Genomic DNA, 23,905 nt, shown 5'->3' with positions numbered 1-23,905 from the left:
CGTCGCGCCACCTTCGCCGCGCGGCGCGCGGATTACACGCGCTGCAGGTCGCGCAGGAAGTTGTCGCGCCACACCGACACGTTGTTCTCGCGCAGCTGCGCGATCATGTCCGCATAGCGCGCGCGCCGCTCGGCGAGCGGCATCGTCAGCGCCTGCGACAGCGCGTCGGCCATCCCGTCGATGTCGATCGGATTGACGATCAGCGCGCCCGTCAGCTCGCGCGCCGCGCCCGCGAAACGCGACAGCACGAGCACGCCCGGATCCTCCGGATTCTGCGCGGACACGTACTCCTTCGCGACGAGATTCATGCCGTCGCGCAGCGGCGTCACGAAGCCCACGCGCGCGAGGCGATACAGCGCGGCCAGCACCTGCCTGTCGTACTGGCGGTGAATGTAGAGGATCGGCGCCCAGTCGAGCTCCGCGTAGCGGCCGTTGATGCGCCCCGACTCCGCTTCGAGCTGCAGGCGGATGTCCTGGTACGCGCGCAGGTCGGCGCGCGTCGACGGTGCGATCTGCAGGAACGACACGCGGTTGCGGATCGACGCCTGGTGCTCCAGCAGTTTCTCGAACGCGCGAAACCGCTCGACGAGCCCCTTCGAATAATCGAGCCGGTCGACGCTCATGATCAGTTGACGCCCGCGCAGCGACGTGGCCATGCGCGCGGCCTTGCCGTTCTCGCCGGCCTGCGCGAGCGACGCGATCTCGTCCGGATACACGCCGATCGGATAGGCGGCCGCACGCAGCGTGTTGCCGAACGCGCTGACGCGCACCGTATGCCCTTCGCGCGCCACTTCGCCGCCCGCCTCGAACTCGATGTAGTCGCAGAATGCGCGCAGGTCCGGATCGGTCTGGAAGCCGAGCAGGTCGAACGCGCACAGCGACTCGACAAGCTCGCGATGCGGCGGCACGTTGACGAGCACCTGCGCGGCCGGAAACGGAATGTGCAGGAAAAAGCCGATGCGGTTCTTCACGCCGGCCGCACGCAGCGCACGCGCGAACGGGATCAGGTGATAGTCGTGCACCCAGATCACGTCGTCGTCCTGCAGCAGCGGCACGAGCTGCTGCGCGAGCCAGACGTTCACGCGGCTGTAGCCTTCGAACTCGTGGCGGTCGTACTGGATCAGGTCGGCGCGGTAATGAAACGCGGGCCACAGCGTCGCGTTCGAGAAGCCTCGGTAGTACTGGTCGTAATCGCGGCGCGACAGCCCGACGGTCGCGAACGTCACGGGGCCGCGCTCCTCGATGCGGATCTGCGGCGCACCGGACGCGACCACCTCGCCGCTCCAGCCGAACCACATGCCGCCCGTCTCCTTCAGCGCGTCGTACACGCCGATCGCGAGGCCGCCCGCCGCCGGCTCGCCTTCCGAAATCGGGGCGACGCGGTTCGAAACGATGATGAGCCGACTCATGCGCCCTGCTGCTCCGCGCCAAGCCAGCGGGCGATCTGCTCGTGCAGCGCGTCGACCGAGTCGAGCCGCGTACGGGCCGACGTCTCGCCCGCGCCGACCTTGATCGACACACCGCCGCGCGCGTTGACCACCGCGAAGCCCTTCTCGTCGGTCAGGTCGTCGCCCGCGAACAGCGGCATGCGGCCCGCGAACGGCGGCTCGTCGAGAAACGCGGCCAGCGCGCGCCCCTTGTCGACGCCCTTCGGCTTGATCTCGAATACCATCTTGCCGGGCTGCAGCACGTATGCATCCGCATATTCGGCGACGAGGCGCTCGGCCGCTGCGCGCGCGGCCGGCTCGCGCTCGGGCGCGTTGCGGTAGTGCAGCGCGACGGCCGCGCCCTTGATTTCGAGCAGCATGCCCGGATGACGGTCGACGACGGCCGCGAGCTCGCGCTCGATGCGCAGCAGCCGCTCGTCGTTGAAGCCGATGCGCTGCGTGTCGCCGTTCGCATCGCGACGTTCGGCGCCGTGCAGGCCCGCGATCGGCAGGTCCGGCATGTTCAGGAACGTGTCGAGATTGTCGATGCCGCGACCCGACACGACGGCGACCGCACCGTGCGTGCGACGCCGCAGTTCATCGAGCAGCGTCAGCAGCGACGGCGGCACGTGAATGCTGTCGGGCGTCGGCGCCAGCTCGACGAGCGTGCCGTCGAAGTCGAAAAAGAACGCGGTATCGGTCAGGGACAAGGAAGCCGGAACGGATTGCATCGATTCGATGGTCTGAGGAGCGGCCGGCAAACGCGGGGCCGCCGCTGCGAGAATGGAATTGTGCGCATCTTACCGCGCCTGCGTGGCGAGATGGGCGAAACCGGTGGGGCACGAGCCCCGCGCGGCCCTCCGCGTCAACTGCGACATATTGCCCCGCTCGCCCGTGCCGTACGGGTTTCGAAAGGACGCAGGCGCGGGAATTGCGCTACAGTCGGCAACCGCCGGCCGCGCGACGCATGGCGCCGCGCCGGCCGACGACCGTTCCGTCCGATCGAGCCCCAGGATGTCGTCTGCCCGTCCCGCGCCGCACCGGCGCCTCTTCAGTCTGACCCGCTTCGTCCGCACGGCCGCGGCGCTGAGCGCCGCCGTCGCGCTCGCCGCATGCACGCACGACGAGCCGAACTGGCAACTGACCAACGTCACGGGCCACCTGCCCGACCTGTCGTTCACGCTCACCGGCGGCGATGGCCACGCGGTCGACGCGAACGCGTTTCGCGGCCGCGTCGCGCTCGTCTACTTCGGCTATACGCACTGCCCGGACGTTTGCCCCGAAACGATGGCACGGCTGATGGAAGTGCTCGCGAAGCTCGGCCCCCAGGCAAACGACGTGCGCATCCTGTTCGTCTCGGTCGATCCGGCACGCGACACGCCGCAGGCAATGCAGTCGTACGTCGCCGCGTTCGACGCCGCGCACGCGCGCGGCCTGACCGGCACCGACGGCCAGATCGAATCGCTCGCGAAGCGCTATCGCGTCGCATACCAAATGGAAAAACGCGATCCGTCCGGCGGCTACGAGGTCACGCACAGCTCGGCCGTCTACATCTTCGACGCGAACGGTCGCGCGCGCCTGCTCGCGACCGACCGCGACTCGCCCGACGCCATCGCCGCCGATGTGCGCCGGATCATCGACACCGCCCCCACCACCTGAACTCCGACATGAAGACGACCCTCAAGACGTTCGCCCTCCTCGCCGCGCTGTGCACCGGCGCGCACGCGTATGCCGCCGGCGCGATCTCCGCGCACAACGCATGGGTGCGCTGGCTGCCGAACAAGCTGCCCGCGGGCGGCTACGTGACGCTCGTCAACACGGGCGACAAGCCGGTCGATCTCGTCGACGTCGACAGCCCCGACTACGGAATGGCGATGCTGCACCAGACGGTGTCGAACGGCTCGACGCAGAAGATGGAAATGGTCGACAAGCTGACGATCCCCGCGCGCGGCAAGGTCGACATCGCGCCGGGCGGCTATCACTTCATGCTCGAGGAACCCAGACACGCGATCAAGCCCGGCGACACCGTGCGCCTGCGCCTGAAGTTCTCCGACGGCGAGACGGTCGACACGCCGTTCGCCGTGAAGTCGCCGGCCCAGGCGAAGTGATGCGCGCGCGATGAACGTCCTGTACTGGCTCGATCCGTGGGAACCGTCGCCGACCGTGGTCATCGCGGTGCTGACGGCCGCCGTGCTGTTCGCGCGCGGCGTGAAGAAGGCGAAGGTGTCGCCGCTGCGGCAGTTCTCGTTCTGGCTCGGGCTGACGGCGCTCTACATCGCGCTGCATACGCGGCTCGACTACTTCTTCGAGCACGAATTCTTCCTGCACCGCGCGCAGCATCTCGTGCTGCATCACCTCGGGCCGTTCTTCATCGCGCTGGCCTACCCGGGCGCAGCGATCCGCGCGGGCATCCCGTTTCGCTGGCGGCAGCGCTTCGTGCGCCCCGCGCTCGCCTGGGCGCCCGTGCGCGCGACGCTCGACGTGGTGTTCCATCCGGTCGTCGCGGTCGTGCTGTTCGTCGGGCTGATCTATTTCTGGCTGCTGTCGCCGATCCACTTCATCGCGATGCTCGACTGGCGCCTGTATCGCGTGATGAACTGGAGCATGGTGATCGACGGGTTGCTGTTCTGGTGGCTCGTCGTCGATCCGCGTCCCGCGCCGCCCGCGCGGCTGTCGCCGGGCCGCCGGATCCTGATCGTCGTCGCGGCGATCCCGCCGCAGATCGCGCTCGGCGCGCTGATCTTCTTCACGCCGCACGAGCTGTATCCGATCTACTCGATCTGCGGACGCGCATTCACGTGGCTCAGCCCGCTGCGCGACCAGCAGATCGGCGGCCTGCTGCTGTGGATCCCGGGTTCGATGATGAGCGTGATCGGCGCGCTGATCGCGCTGCGGCACTGGCTGCGGCTGTCGGCGCGCGGCCGCCTGATCGACGAGCGGGCGGCCGCCCGGCGCACGCAAAACCCGCCGGTGACGCGCGCCGCCCACTGACGGCGCGGCGCGTCAGCCGCGCGCGCTGGTCATCCACACGTGCGGGATGCCGTCCTCGTCGTGCACGTCCGAGCTCGGCATGAAACCGAATGCCCCATAGAAGCGCTGCAGATGGGCCTGTGCATGCAGGCTCACCTGCGCATCCGGCCACTGCGCGCGGATGTGCTCGAGCGCGCGCGACAGCAGCGCGTTGCCGAGGCCCGCGCCGCGAAACGGCGCGGTCGTCAGTACGCGGCCGATGCGCACGTCGGTGTGCTGCGCATCCGGCAGCAGCACGCGCAGATAGCCGGCGAGACGGCCCGCCGGATCGTACGCGGCCAGGTGCCACGCGGCCTGATCCGCACCGTCGATGTCGCGATACACGCAGTTCTGCTCGACGACGAACACGGCGCTGCGCGCGTCGAGGATCGAATAGAGTTCACGCGCCGTCAGCGCGTCGAAGGATTTCCAGTGCCAGTCGAGATCGTCGGCGCGCGCGGAGGCGGCAGGTGCGGAAGCATTCATGGTCGGTCCTGATTCAAGCGCGCCGGCCGGCGCGCGGCAACCGTCGATTATGCCTCGAAGCGCGCGCGGCACGCGTGCTGCCGCTCCGCGCATGAACAAAAAGCCCCGCGTTGCGCGGGGCCTGTCCGTCACGCCGGCATCTGGCCGAAGCGGCCGCTGTTGAAATCGTCGATCGCGGTCCGGATTTCCTCTTGCGAGTTCATCACGAACGGCCCGTAACCGACGACCGGCTCATCAATCGGCTCGCCGCTCAGAATCAGCAGCTTGGCGTCGCCGTTCGCTTCGATCTCGACGTCGCGGCCGTCGCGGCTCAGTTGCACGAACTGCGCCTCGCGGGCGACCGTCTCGCCGTTCACCAGCAACGTCCCGCTCAGCACGACCACCGCGAGCGTCCGCCCTTCGGCGATCGGGAACCGTGCACGGCCGCCTGCTGCAAGCCGCACGTCCCACACGTCGATCGGCGTGTGCGTGCGCGCCGGGCCGCGCCGCCCGTCGAACTCGCCCGCGATGATCCGCGCGCGACCTGCGCCGTCCGGCAATTCGACCACCGGGATGTCAGCGTCCAGAAGCGTCTGATAACCGGGCGCACCCATCTTGTCGGCGGCGGGCAGGTTCACCCACAGCTGCACCATCTCGAGCGGGCCGCCGCGCTTCGTGAACGCTTCCGAGTGGAATTCCTCATGCAGGATCCCGCTCGCGGCCGTCATCCACTGCACGTCGCCCGGGCCGATCACCCCGCCCGCGCCGGTCGAGTCGCGGTGCGCGACTTCGCCGTCATAGACGATCGTCACCGTTTCGAACCCGCGGTGCGGGTGCTGGCCCACCCCGCGCGGCGCCGAAGCCGGCTCGAAGTTCGCAGGACCGGCGTAGTCGAGCAGCAGGAACGGGCTCAGGTGCATGCCGTGAGACTGATAGCTGAACATCGAACGCACCGGGAAACCGTCGCCGACCCAGTGACCGCGCGGCGCACTGTACACACCCTGGATCTTCTTCATTTGCCTTCTCCGAATTGCGGCGAAACACGTGTTTCGCATCCTGAGGAGGAATATAGAGGTGGAACGATCGATCCGGTAGACTGCCAAAATCGCACTCAGCGTTCCATTTCATGAACGATAACGGACGGGATCTGAACGATCTCTATTACTTCGTGCAGGTGGTCGAGCACGGCGGCTTCGCGCCGGCCGGACGCGCGCTGAACATGCCGAAATCGAAGCTGAGCCGCCGCATCGCGCTGCTCGAAGCGCGGCTCGGAATGCGGCTGATCCAGCGCTCGACACGCCGCTTCACTGTCACCGACGTCGGCCAGACCTATTACGCGCATTGCCGCGCGATGCTCGTCGAAGCCGACGCCGCCGACGAGGCGATCGCGCTGCTGCACGAGGAGCCGCGCGGCATCGTGCGGGTCAGCTGCCCGGTCGTGCTGCTCGATTCGCTGGTCGGCGCGATGATCGCCGCGTTCATGGTCGCGTGCCCGCGCGTGGAAATTCACCTGGAAGCGACCAACCGGCGCGTCGACGTCGTCGGCGAAGGGATCGACGTCGCGATCCGCGTGCGCCCGCCGCCGCTCGAGGACAGCGATCTCGCCCTGCGCATGCTCGCCGAGCGCGGGCAGTGTCTCGTCGCGAGCCCCGCGTTGCTGCGCGAGCGGGGCGTGCCGGCCGTCCCCGCCGACCTGACCCGCTTGCCGAGCCTGGATCACGGCGTGCCGCAGGCCACGCACGTGTGGCGGCTGCGCGGCCCCGACGGCGCGCAGGCGGAAATCCACCACCAGCCGCGGCTCGTGACGGGCGGCATGCTCGCGCTGCGCGCGGCGGCCGTCGCGGGCGTCGGCATCGTGCAGTTGCCGACGATGATGGTGCGCGACGAAGTCGCGCGCGGCGAACTGGCGACCGTGCTGCCGGACTGGGCACCGCGCCGCGAGATCGTGCACGCGGTGTTCGCGTCGCGGCGCGGGCTGCTGCCCGCGGTGCGCGCGTTGCTCGATTTCCTGGCCGAGCGGTTCGCCGAACTCGAACCTGACTGAGCAACGGCGCCCGCGAACCACGCGCTGCAAACGGGCCGTGCGTGCCGTAGACTGCGGGACGCGCATCGCGTTTTTCACAACCCCGCTGCCCACAACCCTTTTCGCATTTCAACCATGTTCACGCTGTCCACCGACCCTCACGCCTCCAAGGCCGAACTCTATGCGACGCTCGTCGAGCAGGCACGCGCGCTCGTCGACACGGAACGCGACCTGATCGCGAACGCCGCGAACTTCTCCGCGCTCGTCTATCACTCGCTCGACCGCCTGAACTGGGCCGGCTTCTATTTCTTCGACGGGACGGAACTCGTGGTCGGCCCGTTCCAGGGCAAGCCCGCGTGCGTGCGGATCGCGCTCGGCAAGGGCGTGTGCGGCACCGCCGCGCAGACCCGCGAAACGCAGGTCGTGCGCGACGTGCACGAATTCCCCGGCCATATCGCCTGCGATGCCGCGTCGGAATCGGAAATCGTCGTGCCGCTGGTGGCCGCCGACGGCACGCTGATCGGCGTGTGGGACGTCGACAGCCCCGTTGCCGCACGCTTCGACGACGAGGACCGCAACGGGATGGAAGCGCTCTGCCGCGTGTTCATCGAACACGCATGGCAGAAGGCGCGCGGTTGAGCCGCGCGACGCCAAATGAAAAGGCCCCGTCATGGGGCCTTTTCATTGCGCCGCTGCGTGCGGCTCGCCGGGCGTCAGGCCGCGTGCGTGCCGGACAGCGCCGCGAACGCCGGCGGCGTCACATCGTCCGACAGGATCTCGAAGCCCTGCTCCGTCACGACGACCATGTGCTCCCATTGAGCGGACAGCGAATGGTCCTTCGTGACGACCGTCCAGCCGTCGGCCAGCACGCGCGTGTCGCGCTTGCCCGCATTCAGCATCGGCTCGATCGTGAAGATCATCCCCGGCCGCAGCGGCACGCCGGTGCCCGGGCGGCCGTAGTGCAGCACCTGCGGCTCGTCGTGATACACGTCGCCGATCCCGTGCCCGCAATACTCGCGGACCACGCTGAACCCTTCGCGATGCGCGACCTGCTGGATCGCGTAGCCGACGTCGCCGAGCGTCGCGCCCGGACGAACCGCGCGGATGCCCGCATGCATCGCCTCGTAGGTCGTCGCGACGAGGCGCCGCGCCAATTCGCCCGGCTCGCCGACGAAGTACATGCGGCTCGTGTCGCCGAACCAGCCGTCCTTGATCACCGCGATGTCGAGATTCACGATGTCGCCGTCGCGCATCGGCCGCGACGACGGAATGCCGTGACAGACCACGTGGTTGACCGACGTGCACAGGGTTTTCGGATAACCGTGGTAGCCGATGTTCGCCGGGATCGCGCCGAGCTCGTCGACGATGTATTCACGGCAGCGCGCATCCAGCTCGTCGGTGGTGACGCCCGGCTTCACGTGCTCGGTGATCATCGTCAGCACCTGGGAGGCGAGCTTCGCGGCCTCGCGCGACCTGGCGATTTCCGCGGCACCGCGGATCGGGATTTCGCGTCTCGCCATCACGCCACCTGCTCGATGCCGTGGGCGACCGACTCCGTCGGCCCGGCGTCGCCGCCGCGTGCTTCGGTCTCGATCAGCATCCGGCAGATATCGCCGTAGGACAGCGACGGATTGAGCTCCGCGAGCATCCCGACGCGCAGCCAGTGCTCCGCCTGTGCATTGATCGAACGGCTCAGCGCGGTACTGGTCGAGCGCAGCCGTTCGTGCATGTGCTCGGATATCTTGATGATTCCCATATGTCTCTAATTAAACGAAATATAGCCGTTTCGTATATTACGCTCGCTCCGATCGCCGGGCAAGCGCCTGGCCGACAGCGAATCCTCGATCCGGGACAGCGGCAATTCCGTTGACATCGAATTCCAGCTTGCTGGAAAATCAATCCATCATGCAAGAATCAACCGCCCCCCCCGCCGACGACACCGGCATCAACGAACGCATCGCCCGGCGCGTGCGCGACCTGCGCACGCTACGAGGCTACACGCTCGATGCGCTCGCTGCGCGTTCCGGCGTCAGCCGTTCGATGATCTCGCTCATCGAGCGTGCGTCGGCGAGCCCGACGGCCGTCGTGCTCGACAAGCTCGCGGCCGGTCTCGGCGTGTCGCTGGCCGGGCTGTTCGCCGGCGATCGCGACGACGCACCCGCGCAGCCGCTGGTGCGGCGCGCACAGCAGGCGGAATGGCGCGATCCGGCGTCCGGGTACGTGCGGCGCAATCTGTCGCCGCCCGGCTGGCCGTCGCCGATCCAGCTCGTCGAGATCGATTTCCCGCCCGGCGCGCGCGTCGCGTACGACTCCGGCGGGCGCGAAAGCGCGCTGCATCAACAGGTGTGGGTCGTCCGCGGGCGCGTCGACGTCACGTTCGGCGACCTGCTTCACGAACTGCACGAAGGCGACTGTCTGGCCATGCGCGTCGATCAGCCGCTGGTTTTCAGCAACCCGTCGTCGCACGTCGCGCGCTATGTCGTCGCGATCTGCGATGCCCCCGCCGCCGTCGGCGCGCGGAATGTGTCATCCGTTCAAGGCCGACAGGCGCAGGAGCCCGTATGAATTCCCCGACACCGCGCGGCGACGTGCGCCTGATCGATTGCAGCGAGGCCGAGCATGCCGCGGCCATTCTCGAGATCCTGAACGACGCGATCGTGAACTCCACCGCGCTGTACGACTACCGGCCTCGCCCGCCGGAAGCGATGGCCACGTGGTTCGCGACGAAGCGCGCCGGCGGGTTTCCGGTCGTCGGCGCGGTCGACGAATCGGGCACGCTGGTCGGCTTCGCGAGCTGGGGTACGTTCCGCGCGTTCCCGGCGTTCAAGTACACGGTCGAGCACAGCGTCTACGTCCACCGCGACCATCGCGGCCGCGGGCTCGGCGAGTTGCTGCTGCGCGAGTTGATCCGGCGTGCGCGCGAGGCCGACGTGCATTTGCTGGTCGGCTGCATCGACGCGACCAACGGCGGCAGCGTCGCGCTGCATACGCGGCTCGGCTTCGTGCACTCGGGCACGATCACCGAAGCGGGCTTCAAGTTCGGCCGCTGGCTCGATGCGGCGTTCTATCAGTTGAGGCTCGACACGCCGGCACGGCCGGTCGACGGCTGACCGACATCGCCGAATGTTCGGCACGCTCATGGTGACGCGTGCCGGAGAACGGCATCGACACGCCGTCGGATCTCGAATCGGAAATCCGCAAACAGGTGTCGGTCGGTGGACGATCACACTGCCGATCCTGAACGGCAAGGGCTAGCATCTGCTCGCGATTTACGACTTCGACGCCAAGCGCATGTCGAAGTGCGAGTGAGTGACGCTGACCGTATCGGGTTGAATAGATGCGTGAATGACACGCGGAAAAAAGAAAAGCCCCGCCGAAGCGGGGCTTTATCTTTTCTTACCTGGAGGCGCGAGCCGGAGTCGAACCGGCCTAAACGGCTTTGCAGGCCGCTGCATAACCGCTTTGCTATCGCGCCAAAAGCGGACTGTCCGTATGCCGTGGAGGCAAGCGACAGATTTTTATTCAAGGACCATCAGTCCATCAAATAAAAAGGGAAGCGTGGCTTCCCCATTACTTGGAGCGGGAGACGAGTCTCGAACTCGCGACCTCAACCTTGGCAAGGTTGCGCTCTACCAACTGAGCTACTCCCGCATTGTCCTGCACCTGCAGCGCTTTGCCGTACAACACGCTGCCAGAAAAATCTGGAGCGGGAGACGAGTCTCGAACTCGCGACCTCAACCTTGGCAAGGTTGCGCTCTACCAACTGAGCTACTCCCGCATGTGTCCTGCATCTGCAGCGCTTTTCCGTACAACACGCTGCCAGAAAAAATCTGGAGCGGGAGACGAGTCTCGAACTCGCGACCTCAACCTTGGCAAGGTTGCGCTCTACCAACTGAGCTACTCCCGCGTATTGCTGCGCTACTGCTTCCCCGTCACACACTTACTTCGTCGTGCAGCGGAGAAGCGAGATTATGTCGAAGGCACATTCGTGTGTCAAGGGCTTTTCCAACCCTTTTTCCAAAAACCTGCGCAACCGCCCGTGCGGGGCCGGTCACGCGCCGCCGCGCTCGCGAATCTGCGGCCATGCAAGCTTCATGTAGTACAGCATCGACCAGATCGTCAGCACCGCCGCGAGGTACATCAGCCACTCGCCCCACACGCGCGTGTCGATCGTCGCGATGCCGAGCGGCAGCGGGCCGTAGTACAGCAGCATCGGGATCGCGACCATCTGGCACGCGGTCTTGAACTTGCCGAGCTGGTTCACCGCGACGCTCTTCGACGCACCGATCTGTGCCATCCATTCGCGCAGCGCCGAGATCGCGATCTCGCGGCCGACGATCACGAGCGCGATCGCCGCATCGACCCGCGAAATCTGCACGAGGATCAGCAGCGCGGCCGTCACCATCAGCTTGTCCGCGACCGGATCGAGGAACGCGCCGAACGACGACGTCTGGTTCCACTTGCGGGCGAGAAACCCGTCGAACCAGTCGGTCAACGCGGCGAGGATGAAGATCGCCGCCGCCGCGAGGTTGCGGTGCGCGCCGCCCATCACCGTGTCCGGCAGATAGAACACGCCGACGACGAGCGGGATCAACACGATCCGTACCCACGTCAGGAAAATCGGGAAATTGAACGGCATGGCATGCGGGTCAGTAAAGGATTCGCAATTGTGCCGTGTCGACCGGCCTGCCACAAGAACGCGAGATCGCGCGCTGGGGCCGCCGGCCGCACGGCCGCTTCAGTGAAGCTGCTTGTAGATCTGCTCGGCGAGTGCGTGCGAGATGCCGTCGACGCTCGCCAGTTCCTCGACGCTCGCAGCCACCACGCCGCGCAGCCCGCCGAACCGCGCGAGCAGTCGCTGCCGGCGTTTCGCACCGACCCCTTCGAGCTCCTCGAGCCGCGAGGTCTGGCGCGCCTTCGCCCGCTTCGCGCGCATCCCGGTGATCGCAAAACGGTGCGCCTCGTCGCGGATCTGTGCGACGAGCATCAGCGCGGCGCTCTCCTTGCCGAGTTCGAGCGGCGCGCGGCCGTCCGCGAACACGAGCGTCTCGAGGCCCACCTTGCGCCCTTCGCCCTTCGCGACACCAACCAGCATCGACGTGTCGAGCCCGAGCTCGGTGAACACCTGTCGCGCGATCTCGACCTGCCCTTTGCCGCCGTCGATCAGCACGATGTTCGGCAGCAGGCTCGATGCCTCGGCCTTGCGCGTCGATTCGCCGTCGATGCCGGCCTCGTCGTCGGCGGACGCCGCCTGCGCGGCCTGCTCGACCATCTTCTCGTAGCGACGCGTCAGCACCTGCCGCATGGCCGCGTAATCGTCGCCCGGCGTGATGCCGGTGATGTTGTAGCGACGGTACTCGCCCGACTGCATCTTGTGATGGTGATAGACGACGCACGACGCCTGCGTCGCCTCGCCCATCGTGTGGCTGATGTCGAAACATTCGATCCGCAGCGTTGCAAGATCGTCGCCTTCGAAGCTGAGCGTCTCCGCGAGCGCGCGCGTGCGCGCCTGCTGCGAGCCCTGCTCGGACAGCAAACGTGCGAGCGCGATCTGCGCGTTCTGCTCGGCCATCGACAGCCACGCGCGCCGCTGCCCCTGCGGCTGCCGCACCAGCGAGACCTTGTGACCGGCCTGCTCGGACAGCAGTTCGAGCAGGTCGCGGCTCGCGGGCGCGTGGCTCACGACCAGCACGGGCGGCACGCGGTTGCCGAGATAATGCTGCGCGATGAACGCATCGAGCACCTCGGCCTCCACCGACGCCCCCGCGTCGCGCGCGGCGGCAGCATCTTCCGCAGGCCCGTCGGGCAATGCCGCGGCGGTTTCGTCGGCAGCGTCCGCCGCCTCGGCTTCGTCGCCGAGCCCGCCTTCGGCAAGCGTCAGCGCACTTTCGACGTGCGTCGGGAAATAGGCCTTGTCGCCGAGATGCCGGCCGCCGCGCACCATCGCCAGGTTCACGCACACGCGCCCGCCCTGCGCGACGACCGCCAGGATGTCGACGTCGCTGTCGCTGCCGACTTCGATCGCCTGCTGGTGCAGCACCGTCGCGAGCGAGCTCATTTGGTTGCGCACGGCGGCCGCCTGCTCGAACTTCAGGTCGGCGGCGAACGCGTGCATCTTCTGCTCGAGCTCCTTCATCACTTCCGACTGCCGGCCGAGCAGAAACCGCGCGGCATTCGACACGTCGATCGCGTAATCGTCCTCGGAAATCGCGCCGACGCACGGCGCCGTGCAGCGCCCGATCTGATGCAGCAGGCATGGCCGCGTGCGGTTGTTGAAGACCGAATCCTCGCAGGTGCGCAGCTGGAACACGCGCTGCAGGATCTGGATGCTCTCGCGCACGGCCCATGCGCTCGGGAACGGCCCGAAATACTGGTTCTGCTTGTCGACCGAGCCGCGGTAGTACGCCATGCGCGGAAAGCGGTGCGCGGTGAGTTTCAGGTACGGATACGACTTGTCGTCGCGAAACAGGATGTTGTAGCGCGGCGTAAGCGCCTTGATCAGGTTGTTCTCGAGCAGCAGCGCCTCGGCCTCCGAGCGTGTGACGGTCGTCTCGATGCGCGCGATGCGCGTGACCATCATCGCGATGCGCGGCGACAGCTGCGTCTTCGTGAAATAGCTCGATACGCGCTTCTTCAGGTCGCGCGCCTTGCCGACGTAAAGCACGGCGCCCGCCGTGTCGTAGTAGCGGTAGACGCCCGGCATGTGCGGCAACTGCGCGAGGATCTTCTTGGGTTCGAACGGGATGTCGGCGGCTTCTGGGGATGTCATGCGTGATCCGGGTGCCTTGTGGCGCGGAACGGGTCCATTAGAATCGCCAGTTTAGAGCATTCACCGGCCCGCTTCGATGCCCCGCACCGCCCCCGCCTCCCCTGCGCCGCTCGCACCCGACGAACCGATCGCGTGCGACCTCTTCTGCACCGTGATCGACAACTTCGGCGACATCGGCGTGTGCTGGCGCCTCGCGCGCCAGCTCGCACACGAACATGGCTGGCAGGTGCGGCTCTTCATCGACGATCTGCGCACGTTCGCGCGGCTGCTGCCGGGGGTCGATCCCGATGCCGGGCGGCAGACGCTCGACGGCATCGTGATCGAACACTGGCATGCGGAAGTCGGCGATGCGCTGGAGATCGCCGACGTCGTGATCGAGGCGTTCGCGTGCGAGCTGCCCGGCGCGTATCTCGCGGCGATGGCGCGCCGCGCGCGCCGCCCCGTGTGGATCAATCTCGAATACCTAAGCGCCGAGGACTGGGTCGCGGATTTCCATTTGCGGCCATCGCCGCATCCGCGCTACCCGCTGCTGAAGACGTTCTTCTTCCCGGGTTTGTCGGCCGGCACGGGCGGCGTGCTGAAGGAACGCGACCTCGACGCGCGCCGCACGGCCTTCGAAGCCGACGCGGCAGCGCGCGCCGCCTGGTGGCGGCAGGCGACCGGCGACGCGCCGCCGGCGCCGGGCACGACCGTCGTCAGCCTCTTCGCCTATGAAAATCCGGCCGTCGACGCGCTGCTCGCGCAGTGGCGCGACGGCCCGTCGCCCGTCGTCGCGCTCGTGCCCGTCGGCCGCATATCGCCGGCCGTCGCCCGTTTCTTCGGGGTCGAATCGTTCGGCGCCGGCGCGCGCGCGACCGTCGGCAACCTGACCGCTTACGGGCTCGCGTTCGTCCCGCAGGCCGACTATGACCCGCTGCTATGGGCGGCCGACATCAACTTCGTGCGCGGCGAGGACTCGTTCGTCCGCGCGCAATGGGCGCGCAAGCCGTTCGTGTGGCACATCTATCCGCAGGCCGACGACGCGCACCTGCCGAAGCTCGACGCCGCGCTCGCGCACCTGTCGGCCGGCCTCGCCGACGCGCCGCGCGCGGCGCTCGAGCGCTTCTGGCACGCATGGAACGGTGGCGGCACGCCCGATTGGGCCGATTTGCTGCAACATCGTGCCGCGCTGGACACCAACGCGGCATGCTGGGCCGACGCGCTGGCGGGCGTCGGCGATCTCGCCGGAAAGCTGGCGGAATACGCAAAATCTCAGTTAAAATAAGCGGTTATCCGACGGCTGACCACGCAAGCGCTCGCGTTTGGGGCTCTTGGCACCCACCGGAACGCCCCCCGCTTGCGCCGTCAGCCGTTGTGCAACGCTCAGGCACCTATTTATTTGATTGGATCAGGACAGTTTTTTATGAAGACCGCACAGGAACTCCGCGTAGGCAACGTCGTGCAGATCGGCAGCGACGCATGGGTCATCGCAAAGACGGAATACAACAAGTCGGGCCGTAACGCCGCCGTCGTCAAGATGAAGATGAAGAACCTGCTGACGAACGCAGGCCAGGAATCGGTCTACAAGGCTGACGACAAGTTCGACGTAGTCGTGCTCGACCGCAAGGAAGTGACGTATTCGTACTTCGCCGATCCGATGTACGTGTTCATGGACGCCGACTACAACCAGTACGAAGTCGAAGCGGAAATGATGGGCGAAGCGCTGAACTACCTCGAAGACGGCATGGCGTGCGAAGTCGTGTTCTACAACGAGAAGGCGATCTCGGTCGAACTGCCGACGATCCTGGTTCGCGAGATCACCTACACGGAACCGGCCGTCAAGGGCGACACGTCGTCGGGCAAGGTGCTGAAGAACGCCAAGCTCGCAACGGGCTTCGAACTGCAAGTGCCGCTGTTCTGCAACACCGGCGACAAGATCGAAATCGATACGCGCACGAACGAATATCGCAGCCGCGCGTAATCGCCCGCGATTTCCGGATCGAACAAAGCGCCCTTCGGGGCGCTTTTTGTTTGTCTGCCGCCAACAGCACCGATGCGTCCGCACCATGGGCAACACAAAATCCAGCACTAAAGGTATTCAATTTGTATCATCGGTAACTGTTTTATAGCGACAAAGAAATAATGCACGTCAGGTGTTCAGCGGGGCATAAAATCAGTTTTTAATCTGACATGCGGCTGCGGCCGGCTCGATGGCCGACAGCCCGCCTCTCTTGACTCGACTCGCGTCCACCATGCCACACGCCCTGATTGTCGAAGACGATCCCAACAGTCTGTCCGGCCTGACCGCACTGCTCGCCGCGGACGGCTTCTCGGTCGACACGGCCACGTCGCTCGCCGAGGCACGCACGGCGCTCGGCCGCTCGATTCCCGATGTCGTCCTGGTCGACCTGAACCTGCCGGACGGCAGCGGATTCGACCTGCTCCAGCATCTGCCGCAGCAGCAGCCGAACGGCTCGCTGCCGGTGATCGTGTTGACGGGCAACGCAACGGTCGAGAGCGCGATCGAAGGCCTGCGTCACGGCATCTGGGATTACCTGCTGAAGCCGATCAACATTCCGCGCCTGCGCAGCCTGCTGGCCCGGATTCCGCGTCCCTACGAACTGATCGACGAAGTGCGGACGCTGCGCGCGTCGCTGCGCCACCTGGGCCGTTTCGGCGCGCTGGTGGGCCGCAGCGAGGCGATGCAGCACGTGTACGACATGATCGAGCACAACGCCGGCACCGAAACGGCCGTGCTGTTCACGGGCGAAGCCGGCACCGGCAAGAAGCTGGCCGCGCGCACGCTTCACGACCTGAGCCGGCGCCGCAAGGGGCCGTTCGTGTCGTTCGACTGCCGCACGATCGCGCATGCGGGGCGTCACGGCGCGTCGCTCGACAGCGTGCTGTTCGGCCATGAACGCGGCGCGTTCGACGGCGCCGAGCGGCGCGAATCGGGCCTGTTCGAACAAGCGGGCGGCGGCACGCTGTTCCTCGACGAGATCACCGCACTGCCGCTCGTGCTGCAGGAGGCGCTGCTGCATGCGCTCGACTCGCAGAACTTCATGCGGATCGGCGGCACGAGCTCGATCGCGAGCGACTTCCGGCTGATCGCGACCACGCGCCGCCCGGCCCGCGAGGCGGTCGCGAACGGCACGCTGCGCGAGGATCTGTGGCTGCGTCTCGACGCGGCATCGATCACGATGCCGCCGCTGCGCGAGCGCGACGGCGATGCACTCGCCATCGCGGACGCGCTGATCGACGAACTCAACCGCGAAGCGCGCGCCACCGGCCGCAGCACGACCGACAAGCGCGCGGCACCGGGCTTCGTGCGCGAATGCCTGTCCTACGAATGGCCCGGCAACGTGCGCGAATTGCAGGAGCGCGTGCGTTTCGCCTATGACGCGTCCGGCGATTTCATCGAAACGCTGCGCGCGGGCGAAGCGAGCTTCGCGGCCGGCGCCGCGCTGAACGGCAGCAGCGTGCAGATCAAGGTCGGCACCCCGCTGTCCGACGTCGAGGACCTGCTGATCCGCGCGACGCTCGACGCCGTCGGCGGCACGCGCCATCGCGCGGCGACGCTGCTCGGCATCAGCCCGAAGACGCTGTACAACAAGCTGCAGCGGATGAAGGTCAACTGACCGCGCCGCAGTTGTTCGGGGCGCTGGCGGGGGTTGACGGTTAGTTGCACGAGACCATGTCGCCTTGCACCTCGCCCCGTGTCGGTGGAACAGCAAAAAGCCGCGCTTGTGCGCGGCTTTTTGCTTTCGACAACGATAACGGGAAAGGCGACATCGCGCCGCCCTTCTCCGCTTACGCCAGCGCGCTGCCGAGCAGCGCCTGCGCCCGCAGATACTCGGGTTGCGCGATCAGCTTGTCCCACTTGAGCGGCTTGCCGCGCGCCCGCATCCGCTTGATGCGCCGCACCGACTCGGCCGACGCCTGCGCCTTCAGCCCGTTCAGCACGACTTCGGCCGCGTCCGGCTGGTTGCAGACGAGCACCATGTCGCAGCCGGCGTCGAGCGCCGCGTCGGCCGCCTGTGTGAGCGTGCCGCCTTCGCGTGCCGCCTCCATCGACAGGTCGTCGCTGAAGATCGCGCCCGTAAAGCCGAGCTGCCCGCGCAGGATGTCCTGCAGCCACACGCGCGAGAAACCCGCGGGCCGCTTGTCGACCTGCGTGTAGATCACGTGCGCGGGGATCACCGCGGACAGCGACAGGCCAAGCCAGTCGTACGGGGCGACGTCCTGCTTGAGGATCGCATCGAGCGGCCGGTCGTCGGTCGGCAGCGCGACGTGCGAATCGGCTTCCGCGAAGCCGTGCCCCGGGAAATGCTTGCCGCAGTTCGCCATGCCCGCGAGCGACAGCCCGTGGTTCAGGCTCTTCGCGAGCAGCGTGACGACGCGCGGGTCGCGATGAAACGCGCGATCGCCGATCACCTTCGAATGCCCGTAGTCGAGATCGAGCACCGGCGTGAAGCTCATGTCGATCCCGCATGCGCGCAGCTCGGCGGCCAGGATGTAGCCGACCGCCGTCGCGACCTTCGTCGCGAGCAGCACGTCGCGGTCCCACAGCTCGCCGAGGCGGCGCATCGCCGGCAGCACGGTGAAGCCGTCGGTGCGGAACCGCTGCACGCGGCCGCCTTCATGATCGACGGCGATCAGGATGTCCTCGCGCACTGCACGAATCGAATCGGTCAGCGCGGTCAGCTGCGCGCGGTTCTGGAAATGCCGTGCGAACAGGATCACGCCGCCGGTGTTCGGATGCGCAAGGCGCCGCGCGTCGTCGCGCGACAGGGCCGTGCCGACGACGTCGAGCATGACCGGGCCGGGAGTCGTTTTCATCGAATCGGGAAGTCCGTCAGGGAGTGGTTCGGGAAACAGGTGCGGGTGCAGGCGGTGGCGCGGCATCGGCCTCGGCGACCACGAATGACACCGCGTAGTCGCGTTCGTCGCTGACCGTCACACGCGCCGTGATGCCGCGCGCGGCGAGCCAGTCGGCCAGCTCGCCCGACGCGACGACGTACGGTTCGCCGCTGCGCTGGTTGAGGGTCTGCAGCGCGCGCCACGTCATCGGCCAGTGCATGCCGAGCCCGATCGCCTTCGAGAACGCTTCCTTCGCGGAAAAGCGTGTCGCGAGAAAAGCGATGCCGCGCGCCTCCGAGCGCGCACGGCGCGCATGGAACACGCGCAACTCGTCGGGGCCGAGCACCTTCTCGGCGAACCGGCCGCCCGTGCGCTCGAGCACGGCCGCGATGCGGCTCACCTGGACGATGTCGGTGCCGATGCCGTAGATCGCCATCTCAGCGCCCGCCGTGATGCGCGGACGATGCCGGGCGACGAGCGAAGCGCGCACGCACGCAACGCATCGTCAGCACGCGCCGCCGTGCAGCGCGGCGACCCGTGCGGCGACCATGATCGCCTTCATCTCGCGCACCGCGTTGTCCCAGCCGGCGAAGATCGCGTGCGCGACGATCGCGTGGCCGATGTTCAGTTCGACGATGCCGTCGATCGCGGCGATCTGCTGCACGTTCGTGTAATGCAGGCCGTGGCCGGCGTTGACCTTGAGGCCCAGTTGCGCGCCGGCCTGTACGCCCGCGACGATGCGCTCGTATTCGCGCTGCTGCTCGGCTTCATCGTGCGCATCGGCGTAGCGGCCGGTATGCAGCTCGACCACCGGTGCGCCGGCTTCATGCGCGGCGCGGATCTGCGTCTCGTCCGGATCGATGAACAGCGACACGCGCACGCCGGCGTCGGCGAGCTGCCTGCATGCCGCACGCACGGCCTCGAAGCGGCCGGCAACGTCGAGACCGCCTTCGGTCGTCAGTTCCTCGCGCTTCTCCGGCACGAGGCACGCGTCGTGCGGACGCACTTCGCATGCGATATCGAGCATCTCGGCCGTCACCGCGCATTCGAGGTTCATCCGCGTGTTCAGCAGCGGGCGCAGCTTGCGCACGTCGGCGTCGACGATGTGGCGGCGGTCCTCGCGCAGGTGCAGCGTGATCGCGTCGGCACCGGCCTCTTCGGCGGCGAGCGCCGCGCGGATCGGATCGGGATAGGTCGTGCCGCGCGCGTTGCGCAGCGTCGCGACGTGGTCGATATTCACGCCGAGGTCGATGGCGGTGGGCGTTGTCAGGAAGAAACTCATAGGTTTTGCAGGTCGATCAGGATCTGACGCGTGGCAAGCGGCGTACCGCCGAGATAGGTATTCAGCAGGAAGCGCATCAGCGTCTTGCTTTGCGCGACCGTCTGGGCTCGATGGTAATCGTCCTGCTCCATGTCGAGCAACGTCTGTCCGGTAATCACCGGCCAGTGCGACGGTACGTCGTCGTCCGCATTGCGCACGCCGCGCTCGGGATCGAACACGTAGCGGCGATCCGGTTCGACCGCACGGCGCGCGACCGTGCGGTTCAGCGCCATCGCATAGCCGGTCTCGCGCAGCAGCACGCGCTCGAACGAACGCAGCACCTGCACCGCGGGTTCGCCGTGCGCAAGGCGCGTGAGGGTGAGCACGTAATGATTGAAGAGCGGCGGCTGCGGATCCTCGCGCGCGCAGAATTTCACGAGCAGCTCGTTCGCGTAGAAGCCGCACAGCAGCCCGTCGCCGCCGAGCGGCAGCATCCCGCCGACCCACTCGGCACCGGTCAGCGTGCGTACTTCGGATTTGCCCGACCAGGACAGCAGCAGCGGCTGGAACGTCTGCAGCACGCCGCGCAGCGCGGAGTGCGGGCGCTTCGCGCCCTTCGCGACGAGCGCGAGGCGGCCGTGATCGCGCGTGAGCACGTCGATGATCAGGCTCGTTTCCCGGTACGGATAGCTGTGCAGCACGAACGCCGGCTGCTCGGCGACGCGGAAATCGGACGTGCGAGACGTCGCGCGCCGCGCCTTGCGACGCGGCGGTTCGGGCGGTGCCGGCAACGGCGCGTCGTTCGCGCCGGCGGTCACCGCGTCTTCGGTTGACGTCAGCGCGTCATTCGTACCCATAGGCGCGCAGCCCCGCCTCGTTGTCGGCCCATCCGCTCTTCACCTTCACGAAGGTCTCGAGATACACGGGGCCGTCGAACAGCTTCTCCATGTCCATCCGCGCCTCGGTGCTGATCTGCTTGAGCTTCTCGCCCTTCTTGCCGATCACCATCGCCTTGTGCGAATCGCGCTCGACGAGGATCGTCGCGAAGATACGCTTCAGGCGCCCTTCCTCCTCGAACTTGTCGATCAGCACGGTGCTCGTGTATGGCAGTTCGTCGCCGGTCCAGCGGAACACCTTCTCGCGCAGGATTTCGGCCGCGAGGAAGCGCGAGCTGCGGTCGGTCAGTTCGTCCTCGCCGTAGATCGGCTCGCCTTCCGGCAGGTACGGCTTGATCGTGTCCAGCAGGCGCTTGATGTCTTCCGGCCGCTGCGCCGACAGCGGCACGAGTTCGGTGAATTCGCGCAGCTCGCTCACCTTCTGCATGAACGGGAACAGCGTCGCCTTGTCGGCCACGCGGTCGATCTTGTTCGCGATCAGCAGCGTCGGCATGCCGGGCGGGATCAGGTCGAGCACCTTCTGGTCGTCGGGCCCGAAGCGGCCGGCCTCGATCACGAACAGGATCACGTCGACCGACGTGAGCGTCGACGTGACCGCGCGGTTGAGCGAGCGGTTCAGCGCGGTGCTGTGGCGGGTCTGGAAGCCCGGCGTGTCGACGAACACGAATTGCGCGTCGTCGAACGTGTTGATGCCGGTGATGCGATGGCGGGTCGTTTGCGCCTTGCGCGACGTGATGCTGATCTTCTGGCCGACGAGTGCGTTCATCAACGTCGACTTGCCGACGTTCGGGCGGCCCACGATCGCGATCATGCCGCAACGGAAACCGGTAGGAGCGGGAGTGTTCATATCGTTTGGGAGACAGGTTCGGAAACGGCCGCGCGGCGCGCGGCACGATCGAGGGGCAATTCAGTGGTCGGCATCGGCCACGCGCGCCTGCGCGGCAGCGAGGCTTGCGCCGCCCTGCGGCGTCTCGGCACCGGGCGCCGCGGTGTCGCGGGCGCGCGGCGCCGGACGCGACGCGGCGTCGGAACCGGCAGCAGGCTTGTCGGTCGACGCGGCCGGATCGGACGCCTGGCCGGCCTGCTTGTCGGCTGCACGGGGTGCGGCTTCCGCGGGCTTGTCCGCCGCGCGCGAGCCGGCTTCGTTGCGATCCGACGGTTTCTCGGGCGCCTTCTCGGCAGGCTTGTCGGCCGTCGGCTTCGTGGGCCGGTCTGCCTTGTCAGCGGCCGTTTCCACATGCGCCGCGCGAATCGCGGCCATCGGCGCCTGCGCCGGCCGCTCGGTCGGGTGCGCGCCGGCGTCGGTCGCTGCCGACGCGGCAGCCGCCGCCTTCGCATCGCGCGCCGCCGCACGCTCCTTCCGTTCCGGCGAACGCAGGTCCAGCGCTTCCTGCACGCCCTTCACGCCCGGCACGATTTCGGGCTCGACGTGCTTCGAACCGCGTGCGTTCTTCGAACGCTTCGGCTTCGCGGCCAGCATCGGCGCAGCCGCCAGCACCTCGTCGAGCGCCTTCTTCGCGGCAGCCTGCTCGGCCGCCCGCCGGCTCGCACCGGAGCCCGACACCTTCACGTCGAGCTTCGGCACCGTGCATTCGACCTCGAACTGCTGATTGTGCGCCGCACCATGCGTCGCGACGACCGTATAGGTCGGCAGTGCGATCTTGTGCCCCTGCAGGTATTCCTGCAGCAGCGTCTTCGCATCCTTGCCGAGCGTGCGCGGGTCGATGTGGTCGAGAATCGGGATATAGAGGCGCTTGATGACCCCTTGGGCGGCTTCGAAGCCGCCATCGAGGAATACCGCCCCGATGATGGCTTCGAACGCGTCCGCGAGGATCGACGGGCGACGGAAGCCGCCGCTGCGCAATTCGCCCTCGCCCAGCCGCAGCCCTTCCGAAATATTCAGGGCCTGAGCGATTTCGTAGAGCGACTGCTGCTTGACGAGATTGGCGCGCACGCGCGACAGGTCGCCTTCGTCCAGCTTGCTGAAACGCTGGAACAAAAGGGCGGCCACCGCGCAATTCAGAACGGAATCGCCGAGAAACTCGAGCCGTTCGTTGTGCGTGGCACTGTGACTGCGATGGGTCAAAGCCTGGCGCAACAATTCCGCATTGCGAAATTCATAGCGCAGCCGGCTTTCCAACTGGGATAGGGGCATGTGCAGGAGTATAACGCGGGCGCCGGTCGGGCCGAAACGGCACGGCCGGACGCGAAAAGGCGTGACGAGGCGGTGTTACCGCCGGTTCTTAAAGTAGTTCGGCAATACGCGACGCGGCCCGTGCGTCGCGTATTGCGTGCGAGTCGAACGCGATCAGTTGAAGGAACCGATGCGCTTCAGGTCGCCGAAGTTCATCCAGATGAAGAACGCGCGGCCGACGATGTTGTTGTCCGGCACGAAACCCCAGTAGCGGCTGTCCGCGCTGTTGTCGCGGTTGTCGCCCATCATGAAGTAGTGGCCCGGCGGCACCTTGCAGATCACGCCGCGGCTGTTGTACGTGCAGTTGTCGCGATACGGATAATCGTAGGCGCCCATCACGAACGGCGGCACGGCGGGATTGTTGAGGATCGCATTCTTCTTCGTGCCGATCGTCTCCTCGAACTGCTTCGCGTAGTTCTGGCGCTCGTCGTCGAAGAAATCCGGCAGCGGCGTTTCGGGCACCGGCTGGCCGTTGATCGTCAGTTGCTTGTCCTGGTAAGCGACCGTGTCGCCCGGCAGGCCGATCACGCGCTTGATGTAGTCGACCGACTCGTCCTTCGGATAACGGAACACGACGACGTCGCCGCGCGACAGCGGGCTGCCCTGCGTGATCTTCGTGTTCGTGATCGGCATGCGCAGGCCGTATTCGAACTTGTTGACGAGGATGAAGTCGCCGACCAGCAGCGTCGGCACCATCGAGCCCGACGGGATCTTGAACGGCTCGACGACGAACGAACGCACGACGAACACGGCCAGGATCACCGGGAAGAAGCTTGCGGTGTACTCAAGCCACCACGGCTGGCGCAGTTTTTCGTCACGCAGCTTCGAACGCGTCTGCCCCGCGTTTTCGTCCGCAAAACGCTTGTCGATACGCGACTGCTGGCGATCGAACTCCTCGATCGCCGCGTCGGCCGCCTTGCGTCGCCGCGGCAGGAACACCAGTTTGTCCAACACCCACGCTACGCCCGTCACGACGACGAGCACAAAAAGAATCAGCGCAAAATTCATAAAAGGATCAGTCC

25 protein-coding genes and 4 tRNA genes are annotated in these 23,905 nt (G+C 67.0%); 10 read left to right on the top strand and 19 right to left on the bottom strand.

Going from position 1 to position 23,905, the window contains the following annotated elements; translation table 11 throughout:
• Window positions 1-32 precede the first annotated feature (32 nt).
• Both otsA and otsB read right to left on the bottom strand, forming a co-directional pair.
• Complete coding sequence (gene otsA, locus ACV22V_RS27860; protein WP_059523680.1) at window positions 33-1,409, bottom strand: alpha,alpha-trehalose-phosphate synthase (UDP-forming); 1,377 nt, start codon at window positions 1,407-1,409, stop codon at window positions 33-35.
• Window positions 1,406-2,158, bottom strand: coding sequence for a trehalose-phosphatase (otsB, locus tag ACV22V_RS27855; protein WP_059523682.1), 753 nt, complete (start codon window positions 2,156-2,158; stop codon window positions 1,406-1,408). Before otsB ends, otsA begins: the two co-directional genes overlap by 4 nt.
• Window positions 2,159-2,441: 283 nt before the next feature.
• Here otsB and ACV22V_RS27850 point away from each other — a divergent pair, with 283 nt between their 5' ends.
• From ACV22V_RS27850 to ACV22V_RS27840, 3 genes are read left to right on the top strand one after another with little or no spacing between them, the layout of a single operon-like run.
• Window positions 2,442-3,086, top strand: coding sequence for an SCO family protein (locus ACV22V_RS27850; RefSeq protein ID WP_223965152.1), 645 nt, complete (start codon window positions 2,442-2,444; stop codon window positions 3,084-3,086).
• Window positions 3,087-3,094: 8 nt separating this feature from the next.
• Entirely contained in the window at window positions 3,095-3,535 is a 441-nt protein-coding gene (locus tag ACV22V_RS27845; RefSeq protein WP_059691100.1) for a copper chaperone PCu(A)C, read from the top strand.
• A 10-nt stretch (window positions 3,536-3,545) separates the two neighbouring features.
• Window positions 3,546-4,418, top strand: coding sequence for a cytochrome c oxidase assembly protein (locus ACV22V_RS27840; RefSeq protein ID WP_059691099.1), 873 nt, complete (start codon window positions 3,546-3,548; stop codon window positions 4,416-4,418).
• A 12-nt stretch (window positions 4,419-4,430) separates the two neighbouring features.
• Here ACV22V_RS27840 and ACV22V_RS27835 read toward each other — a convergent pair whose 3' ends face one another.
• Both ACV22V_RS27835 and ACV22V_RS27830 read right to left on the bottom strand, forming a co-directional pair.
• Complete coding sequence (locus tag ACV22V_RS27835) at window positions 4,431-4,922, bottom strand: GNAT family N-acetyltransferase (protein ID WP_448016097.1); 492 nt, start codon at window positions 4,920-4,922, stop codon at window positions 4,431-4,433.
• Window positions 4,923-5,050: 128 nt separating this feature from the next.
• Window positions 5,051-5,917 carry a pirin family protein gene (locus ACV22V_RS27830; protein ID WP_059523692.1) on the bottom strand — a complete coding sequence of 289 codons (867 nt, stop codon included), beginning with the start codon at window positions 5,915-5,917 and terminating at the stop codon, window positions 5,051-5,053.
• Between the two features lie 110 nt (window positions 5,918-6,027).
• Between ACV22V_RS27830 and ACV22V_RS27825 the strand changes: the two genes are divergently transcribed.
• Both ACV22V_RS27825 and ACV22V_RS27820 read left to right on the top strand, forming a co-directional pair.
• A complete protein-coding gene (locus ACV22V_RS27825; RefSeq protein ID WP_448016096.1) occupies window positions 6,028-6,945 on the top strand; it encodes a LysR family transcriptional regulator in 918 nt (305 codons plus the stop codon).
• A 114-nt stretch (window positions 6,946-7,059) separates the two neighbouring features.
• The gene (locus tag ACV22V_RS27820) at window positions 7,060-7,563 is read left to right on the top strand and encodes a GAF domain-containing protein (protein ID WP_448016095.1); all 504 of its coding nucleotides are present in this window, start codon (window positions 7,060-7,062) and stop codon (window positions 7,561-7,563) included.
• A gap of 74 nt (window positions 7,564-7,637) precedes the next feature.
• Here ACV22V_RS27820 and map read toward each other — a convergent pair whose 3' ends face one another.
• Window positions 7,638-8,444, bottom strand: coding sequence for a type I methionyl aminopeptidase (gene map / locus ACV22V_RS27815; protein ID WP_059523698.1), 807 nt, complete (start codon window positions 8,442-8,444; stop codon window positions 7,638-7,640).
• Window positions 8,444-8,680 carry a ParD-like family protein gene (locus ACV22V_RS27810; RefSeq protein WP_059523699.1) on the bottom strand — a complete coding sequence of 79 codons (237 nt, stop codon included), beginning with the start codon at window positions 8,678-8,680 and terminating at the stop codon, window positions 8,444-8,446. The genes map and ACV22V_RS27810 overlap by 1 nt, the downstream gene beginning before the upstream one ends.
• Window positions 8,681-8,829: 149 nt before the next feature.
• On the opposite strand from ACV22V_RS27810, the gene ACV22V_RS27805 reads away from it, so the two are divergent.
• A complete protein-coding gene (locus ACV22V_RS27805; protein ID WP_448016094.1) occupies window positions 8,830-9,489 on the top strand; it encodes a helix-turn-helix domain-containing protein in 660 nt (219 codons plus the stop codon).
• Window positions 9,486-10,034 (top strand): N-acetyltransferase family protein, encoded by a 549-nt coding sequence (locus ACV22V_RS27800; protein ID WP_448016093.1) that lies wholly within the window; start codon window positions 9,486-9,488, stop codon window positions 10,032-10,034. Before ACV22V_RS27805 ends, ACV22V_RS27800 begins: the two co-directional genes overlap by 4 nt.
• A gap of 291 nt (window positions 10,035-10,325) precedes the next feature.
• Here the strand turns inward: ACV22V_RS27800 and ACV22V_RS27795 are convergent.
• From ACV22V_RS27795 to uvrC, 6 genes are all read right to left on the bottom strand, one after another.
• A tRNA-Cys gene (locus ACV22V_RS27795) sits at window positions 10,326-10,399 on the bottom strand.
• A 100-nt stretch (window positions 10,400-10,499) separates the two neighbouring features.
• A tRNA-Gly gene (locus tag ACV22V_RS27790) sits at window positions 10,500-10,575 on the bottom strand.
• Window positions 10,576-10,626: 51 nt separating this feature from the next.
• Window positions 10,627-10,702, bottom strand: a tRNA-Gly gene (locus ACV22V_RS27785).
• A 53-nt stretch (window positions 10,703-10,755) separates the two neighbouring features.
• Window positions 10,756-10,831, bottom strand: a tRNA-Gly gene (locus ACV22V_RS27780).
• Between the two features lie 144 nt (window positions 10,832-10,975).
• Window positions 10,976-11,563, bottom strand: a complete 588-nt coding sequence (gene pgsA / locus ACV22V_RS27775; protein ID WP_006757520.1) for a CDP-diacylglycerol--glycerol-3-phosphate 3-phosphatidyltransferase — start codon at window positions 11,561-11,563, stop codon at window positions 10,976-10,978.
• A gap of 99 nt (window positions 11,564-11,662) precedes the next feature.
• Entirely contained in the window at window positions 11,663-13,693 is a 2,031-nt protein-coding gene (uvrC, locus tag ACV22V_RS27770; RefSeq protein WP_448016092.1) for an excinuclease ABC subunit UvrC, read from the bottom strand.
• A 76-nt stretch (window positions 13,694-13,769) separates the two neighbouring features.
• Here uvrC and earP point away from each other — a divergent pair, with 76 nt between their 5' ends.
• From earP to ACV22V_RS27755, 3 genes are all read left to right on the top strand, one after another.
• A complete protein-coding gene (gene earP / locus ACV22V_RS27765) occupies window positions 13,770-14,957 on the top strand; it encodes an elongation factor P maturation arginine rhamnosyltransferase EarP (protein ID WP_448016091.1) in 1,188 nt (395 codons plus the stop codon).
• A gap of 138 nt (window positions 14,958-15,095) precedes the next feature.
• The gene (efp, locus tag ACV22V_RS27760; protein WP_034206788.1) at window positions 15,096-15,653 is read left to right on the top strand and encodes an elongation factor P; all 558 of its coding nucleotides are present in this window, start codon (window positions 15,096-15,098) and stop codon (window positions 15,651-15,653) included.
• A 271-nt stretch (window positions 15,654-15,924) separates the two neighbouring features.
• Window positions 15,925-17,310, top strand: a complete 1,386-nt coding sequence (locus tag ACV22V_RS27755) for a sigma-54-dependent transcriptional regulator (protein ID WP_059523708.1) — start codon at window positions 15,925-15,927, stop codon at window positions 17,308-17,310.
• A gap of 172 nt (window positions 17,311-17,482) precedes the next feature.
• Here ACV22V_RS27755 and nagZ read toward each other — a convergent pair whose 3' ends face one another.
• The 7 genes from nagZ to lepB all read right to left on the bottom strand — a co-directional run bounded on the left by nagZ (window position 17,483) and on the right by lepB (window position 23,891).
• Entirely contained in the window at window positions 17,483-18,511 is a 1,029-nt protein-coding gene (gene nagZ, locus ACV22V_RS27750) for a beta-N-acetylhexosaminidase (RefSeq protein ID WP_448016090.1), read from the bottom strand.
• Window positions 18,512-18,527: 16 nt separating this feature from the next.
• A complete protein-coding gene (gene acpS / locus ACV22V_RS27745) occupies window positions 18,528-18,968 on the bottom strand; it encodes a holo-ACP synthase (RefSeq protein WP_059691088.1) in 441 nt (146 codons plus the stop codon).
• A 69-nt stretch (window positions 18,969-19,037) separates the two neighbouring features.
• Entirely contained in the window at window positions 19,038-19,814 is a 777-nt protein-coding gene (gene pdxJ / locus ACV22V_RS27740; protein ID WP_448016089.1) for a pyridoxine 5'-phosphate synthase, read from the bottom strand.
• Complete coding sequence (gene recO / locus ACV22V_RS27735) at window positions 19,811-20,650, bottom strand: DNA repair protein RecO (RefSeq protein ID WP_014897645.1); 840 nt, start codon at window positions 20,648-20,650, stop codon at window positions 19,811-19,813. The genes pdxJ and recO overlap by 4 nt, the downstream gene beginning before the upstream one ends.
• Window positions 20,637-21,536, bottom strand: coding sequence for a GTPase Era (gene era, locus ACV22V_RS27730; protein WP_059523712.1), 900 nt, complete (start codon window positions 21,534-21,536; stop codon window positions 20,637-20,639). The genes recO and era overlap by 14 nt, the downstream gene beginning before the upstream one ends.
• A 60-nt stretch (window positions 21,537-21,596) precedes the next feature.
• Window positions 21,597-22,844, bottom strand: a complete 1,248-nt coding sequence (gene rnc / locus ACV22V_RS27725; protein WP_448016088.1) for a ribonuclease III — start codon at window positions 22,842-22,844, stop codon at window positions 21,597-21,599.
• Between the two features lie 153 nt (window positions 22,845-22,997).
• Complete coding sequence (lepB, locus tag ACV22V_RS27720) at window positions 22,998-23,891, bottom strand: signal peptidase I (RefSeq protein ID WP_059447970.1); 894 nt, start codon at window positions 23,889-23,891, stop codon at window positions 22,998-23,000.
• Between the last annotated feature and the right edge of the window lie 14 nt (window positions 23,892-23,905).

The sequence above is a fragment of the Burkholderia sp. AW33-5 genome, assembly GCF_053427615.1.
This window is presented reverse-complemented; position numbering and strand designations above follow the sequence as displayed.

Excerpts from the sequence above, each read along its gene's own strand:
- pgsA (WP_006757520.1), bottom strand. The coding sequence starts at position 11,563 with ATGCCGTTCAATTTCCCGATTTTCCTGACGTGGGTACGGATCGTGTTG.
- otsB (WP_059523682.1), bottom strand. The coding sequence starts at position 2,158 with ATGCAATCCGTTCCGGCTTCCTTGTCCCTGACCGATACCGCGTTCTTT.
- ACV22V_RS27830 (WP_059523692.1), bottom strand. The coding sequence starts at position 5,917 with ATGAAGAAGATCCAGGGTGTGTACAGTGCGCCGCGCGGTCACTGGGTC.
- pdxJ (WP_448016089.1), bottom strand. The coding sequence starts at position 19,814 with ATGAGTTTCTTCCTGACAACGCCCACCGCCATCGACCTCGGCGTGAAT.
- ACV22V_RS27755 (WP_059523708.1), top strand. The coding sequence starts at position 15,925 with ATGCCACACGCCCTGATTGTCGAAGACGATCCCAACAGTCTGTCCGGC.
- ACV22V_RS27800 (WP_448016093.1), top strand. The coding sequence starts at position 9,486 with ATGAATTCCCCGACACCGCGCGGCGACGTGCGCCTGATCGATTGCAGC.
- ACV22V_RS27810 (WP_059523699.1), bottom strand. The coding sequence starts at position 8,680 with ATGGGAATCATCAAGATATCCGAGCACATGCACGAACGGCTGCGCTCG.
- ACV22V_RS27850 (WP_223965152.1), top strand. The coding sequence starts at position 2,442 with ATGTCGTCTGCCCGTCCCGCGCCGCACCGGCGCCTCTTCAGTCTGACC.
- rnc (WP_448016088.1), bottom strand. The coding sequence starts at position 22,844 with ATGCCCCTATCCCAGTTGGAAAGCCGGCTGCGCTATGAATTTCGCAAT.
- earP (WP_448016091.1), top strand. The coding sequence starts at position 13,770 with ATGCCCCGCACCGCCCCCGCCTCCCCTGCGCCGCTCGCACCCGACGAA.
- otsA (WP_059523680.1), bottom strand. The coding sequence starts at position 1,409 with ATGAGTCGGCTCATCATCGTTTCGAACCGCGTCGCCCCGATTTCGGAA.
- ACV22V_RS27825 (WP_448016096.1), top strand. The coding sequence starts at position 6,028 with ATGAACGATAACGGACGGGATCTGAACGATCTCTATTACTTCGTGCAG.
- nagZ (WP_448016090.1), bottom strand. The coding sequence starts at position 18,511 with ATGAAAACGACTCCCGGCCCGGTCATGCTCGACGTCGTCGGCACGGCC.
- ACV22V_RS27835 (WP_448016097.1), bottom strand. The coding sequence starts at position 4,922 with ATGAATGCTTCCGCACCTGCCGCCTCCGCGCGCGCCGACGATCTCGAC.
- ACV22V_RS27840 (WP_059691099.1), top strand. The coding sequence starts at position 3,546 with ATGAACGTCCTGTACTGGCTCGATCCGTGGGAACCGTCGCCGACCGTG.
- era (WP_059523712.1), bottom strand. The coding sequence starts at position 21,536 with ATGAACACTCCCGCTCCTACCGGTTTCCGTTGCGGCATGATCGCGATC.
- lepB (WP_059447970.1), bottom strand. The coding sequence starts at position 23,891 with ATGAATTTTGCGCTGATTCTTTTTGTGCTCGTCGTCGTGACGGGCGTA.
- map (WP_059523698.1), bottom strand. The coding sequence starts at position 8,444 with ATGGCGAGACGCGAAATCCCGATCCGCGGTGCCGCGGAAATCGCCAGG.
- acpS (WP_059691088.1), bottom strand. The coding sequence starts at position 18,968 with ATGGCGATCTACGGCATCGGCACCGACATCGTCCAGGTGAGCCGCATC.
- recO (WP_014897645.1), bottom strand. The coding sequence starts at position 20,650 with ATGGGTACGAATGACGCGCTGACGTCAACCGAAGACGCGGTGACCGCC.
- efp (WP_034206788.1), top strand. The coding sequence starts at position 15,096 with ATGAAGACCGCACAGGAACTCCGCGTAGGCAACGTCGTGCAGATCGGC.
- ACV22V_RS27845 (WP_059691100.1), top strand. The coding sequence starts at position 3,095 with ATGAAGACGACCCTCAAGACGTTCGCCCTCCTCGCCGCGCTGTGCACC.
- uvrC (WP_448016092.1), bottom strand. The coding sequence starts at position 13,693 with ATGACATCCCCAGAAGCCGCCGACATCCCGTTCGAACCCAAGAAGATC.
- ACV22V_RS27805 (WP_448016094.1), top strand. The coding sequence starts at position 8,830 with ATGCAAGAATCAACCGCCCCCCCCGCCGACGACACCGGCATCAACGAA.
- ACV22V_RS27820 (WP_448016095.1), top strand. The coding sequence starts at position 7,060 with ATGTTCACGCTGTCCACCGACCCTCACGCCTCCAAGGCCGAACTCTAT.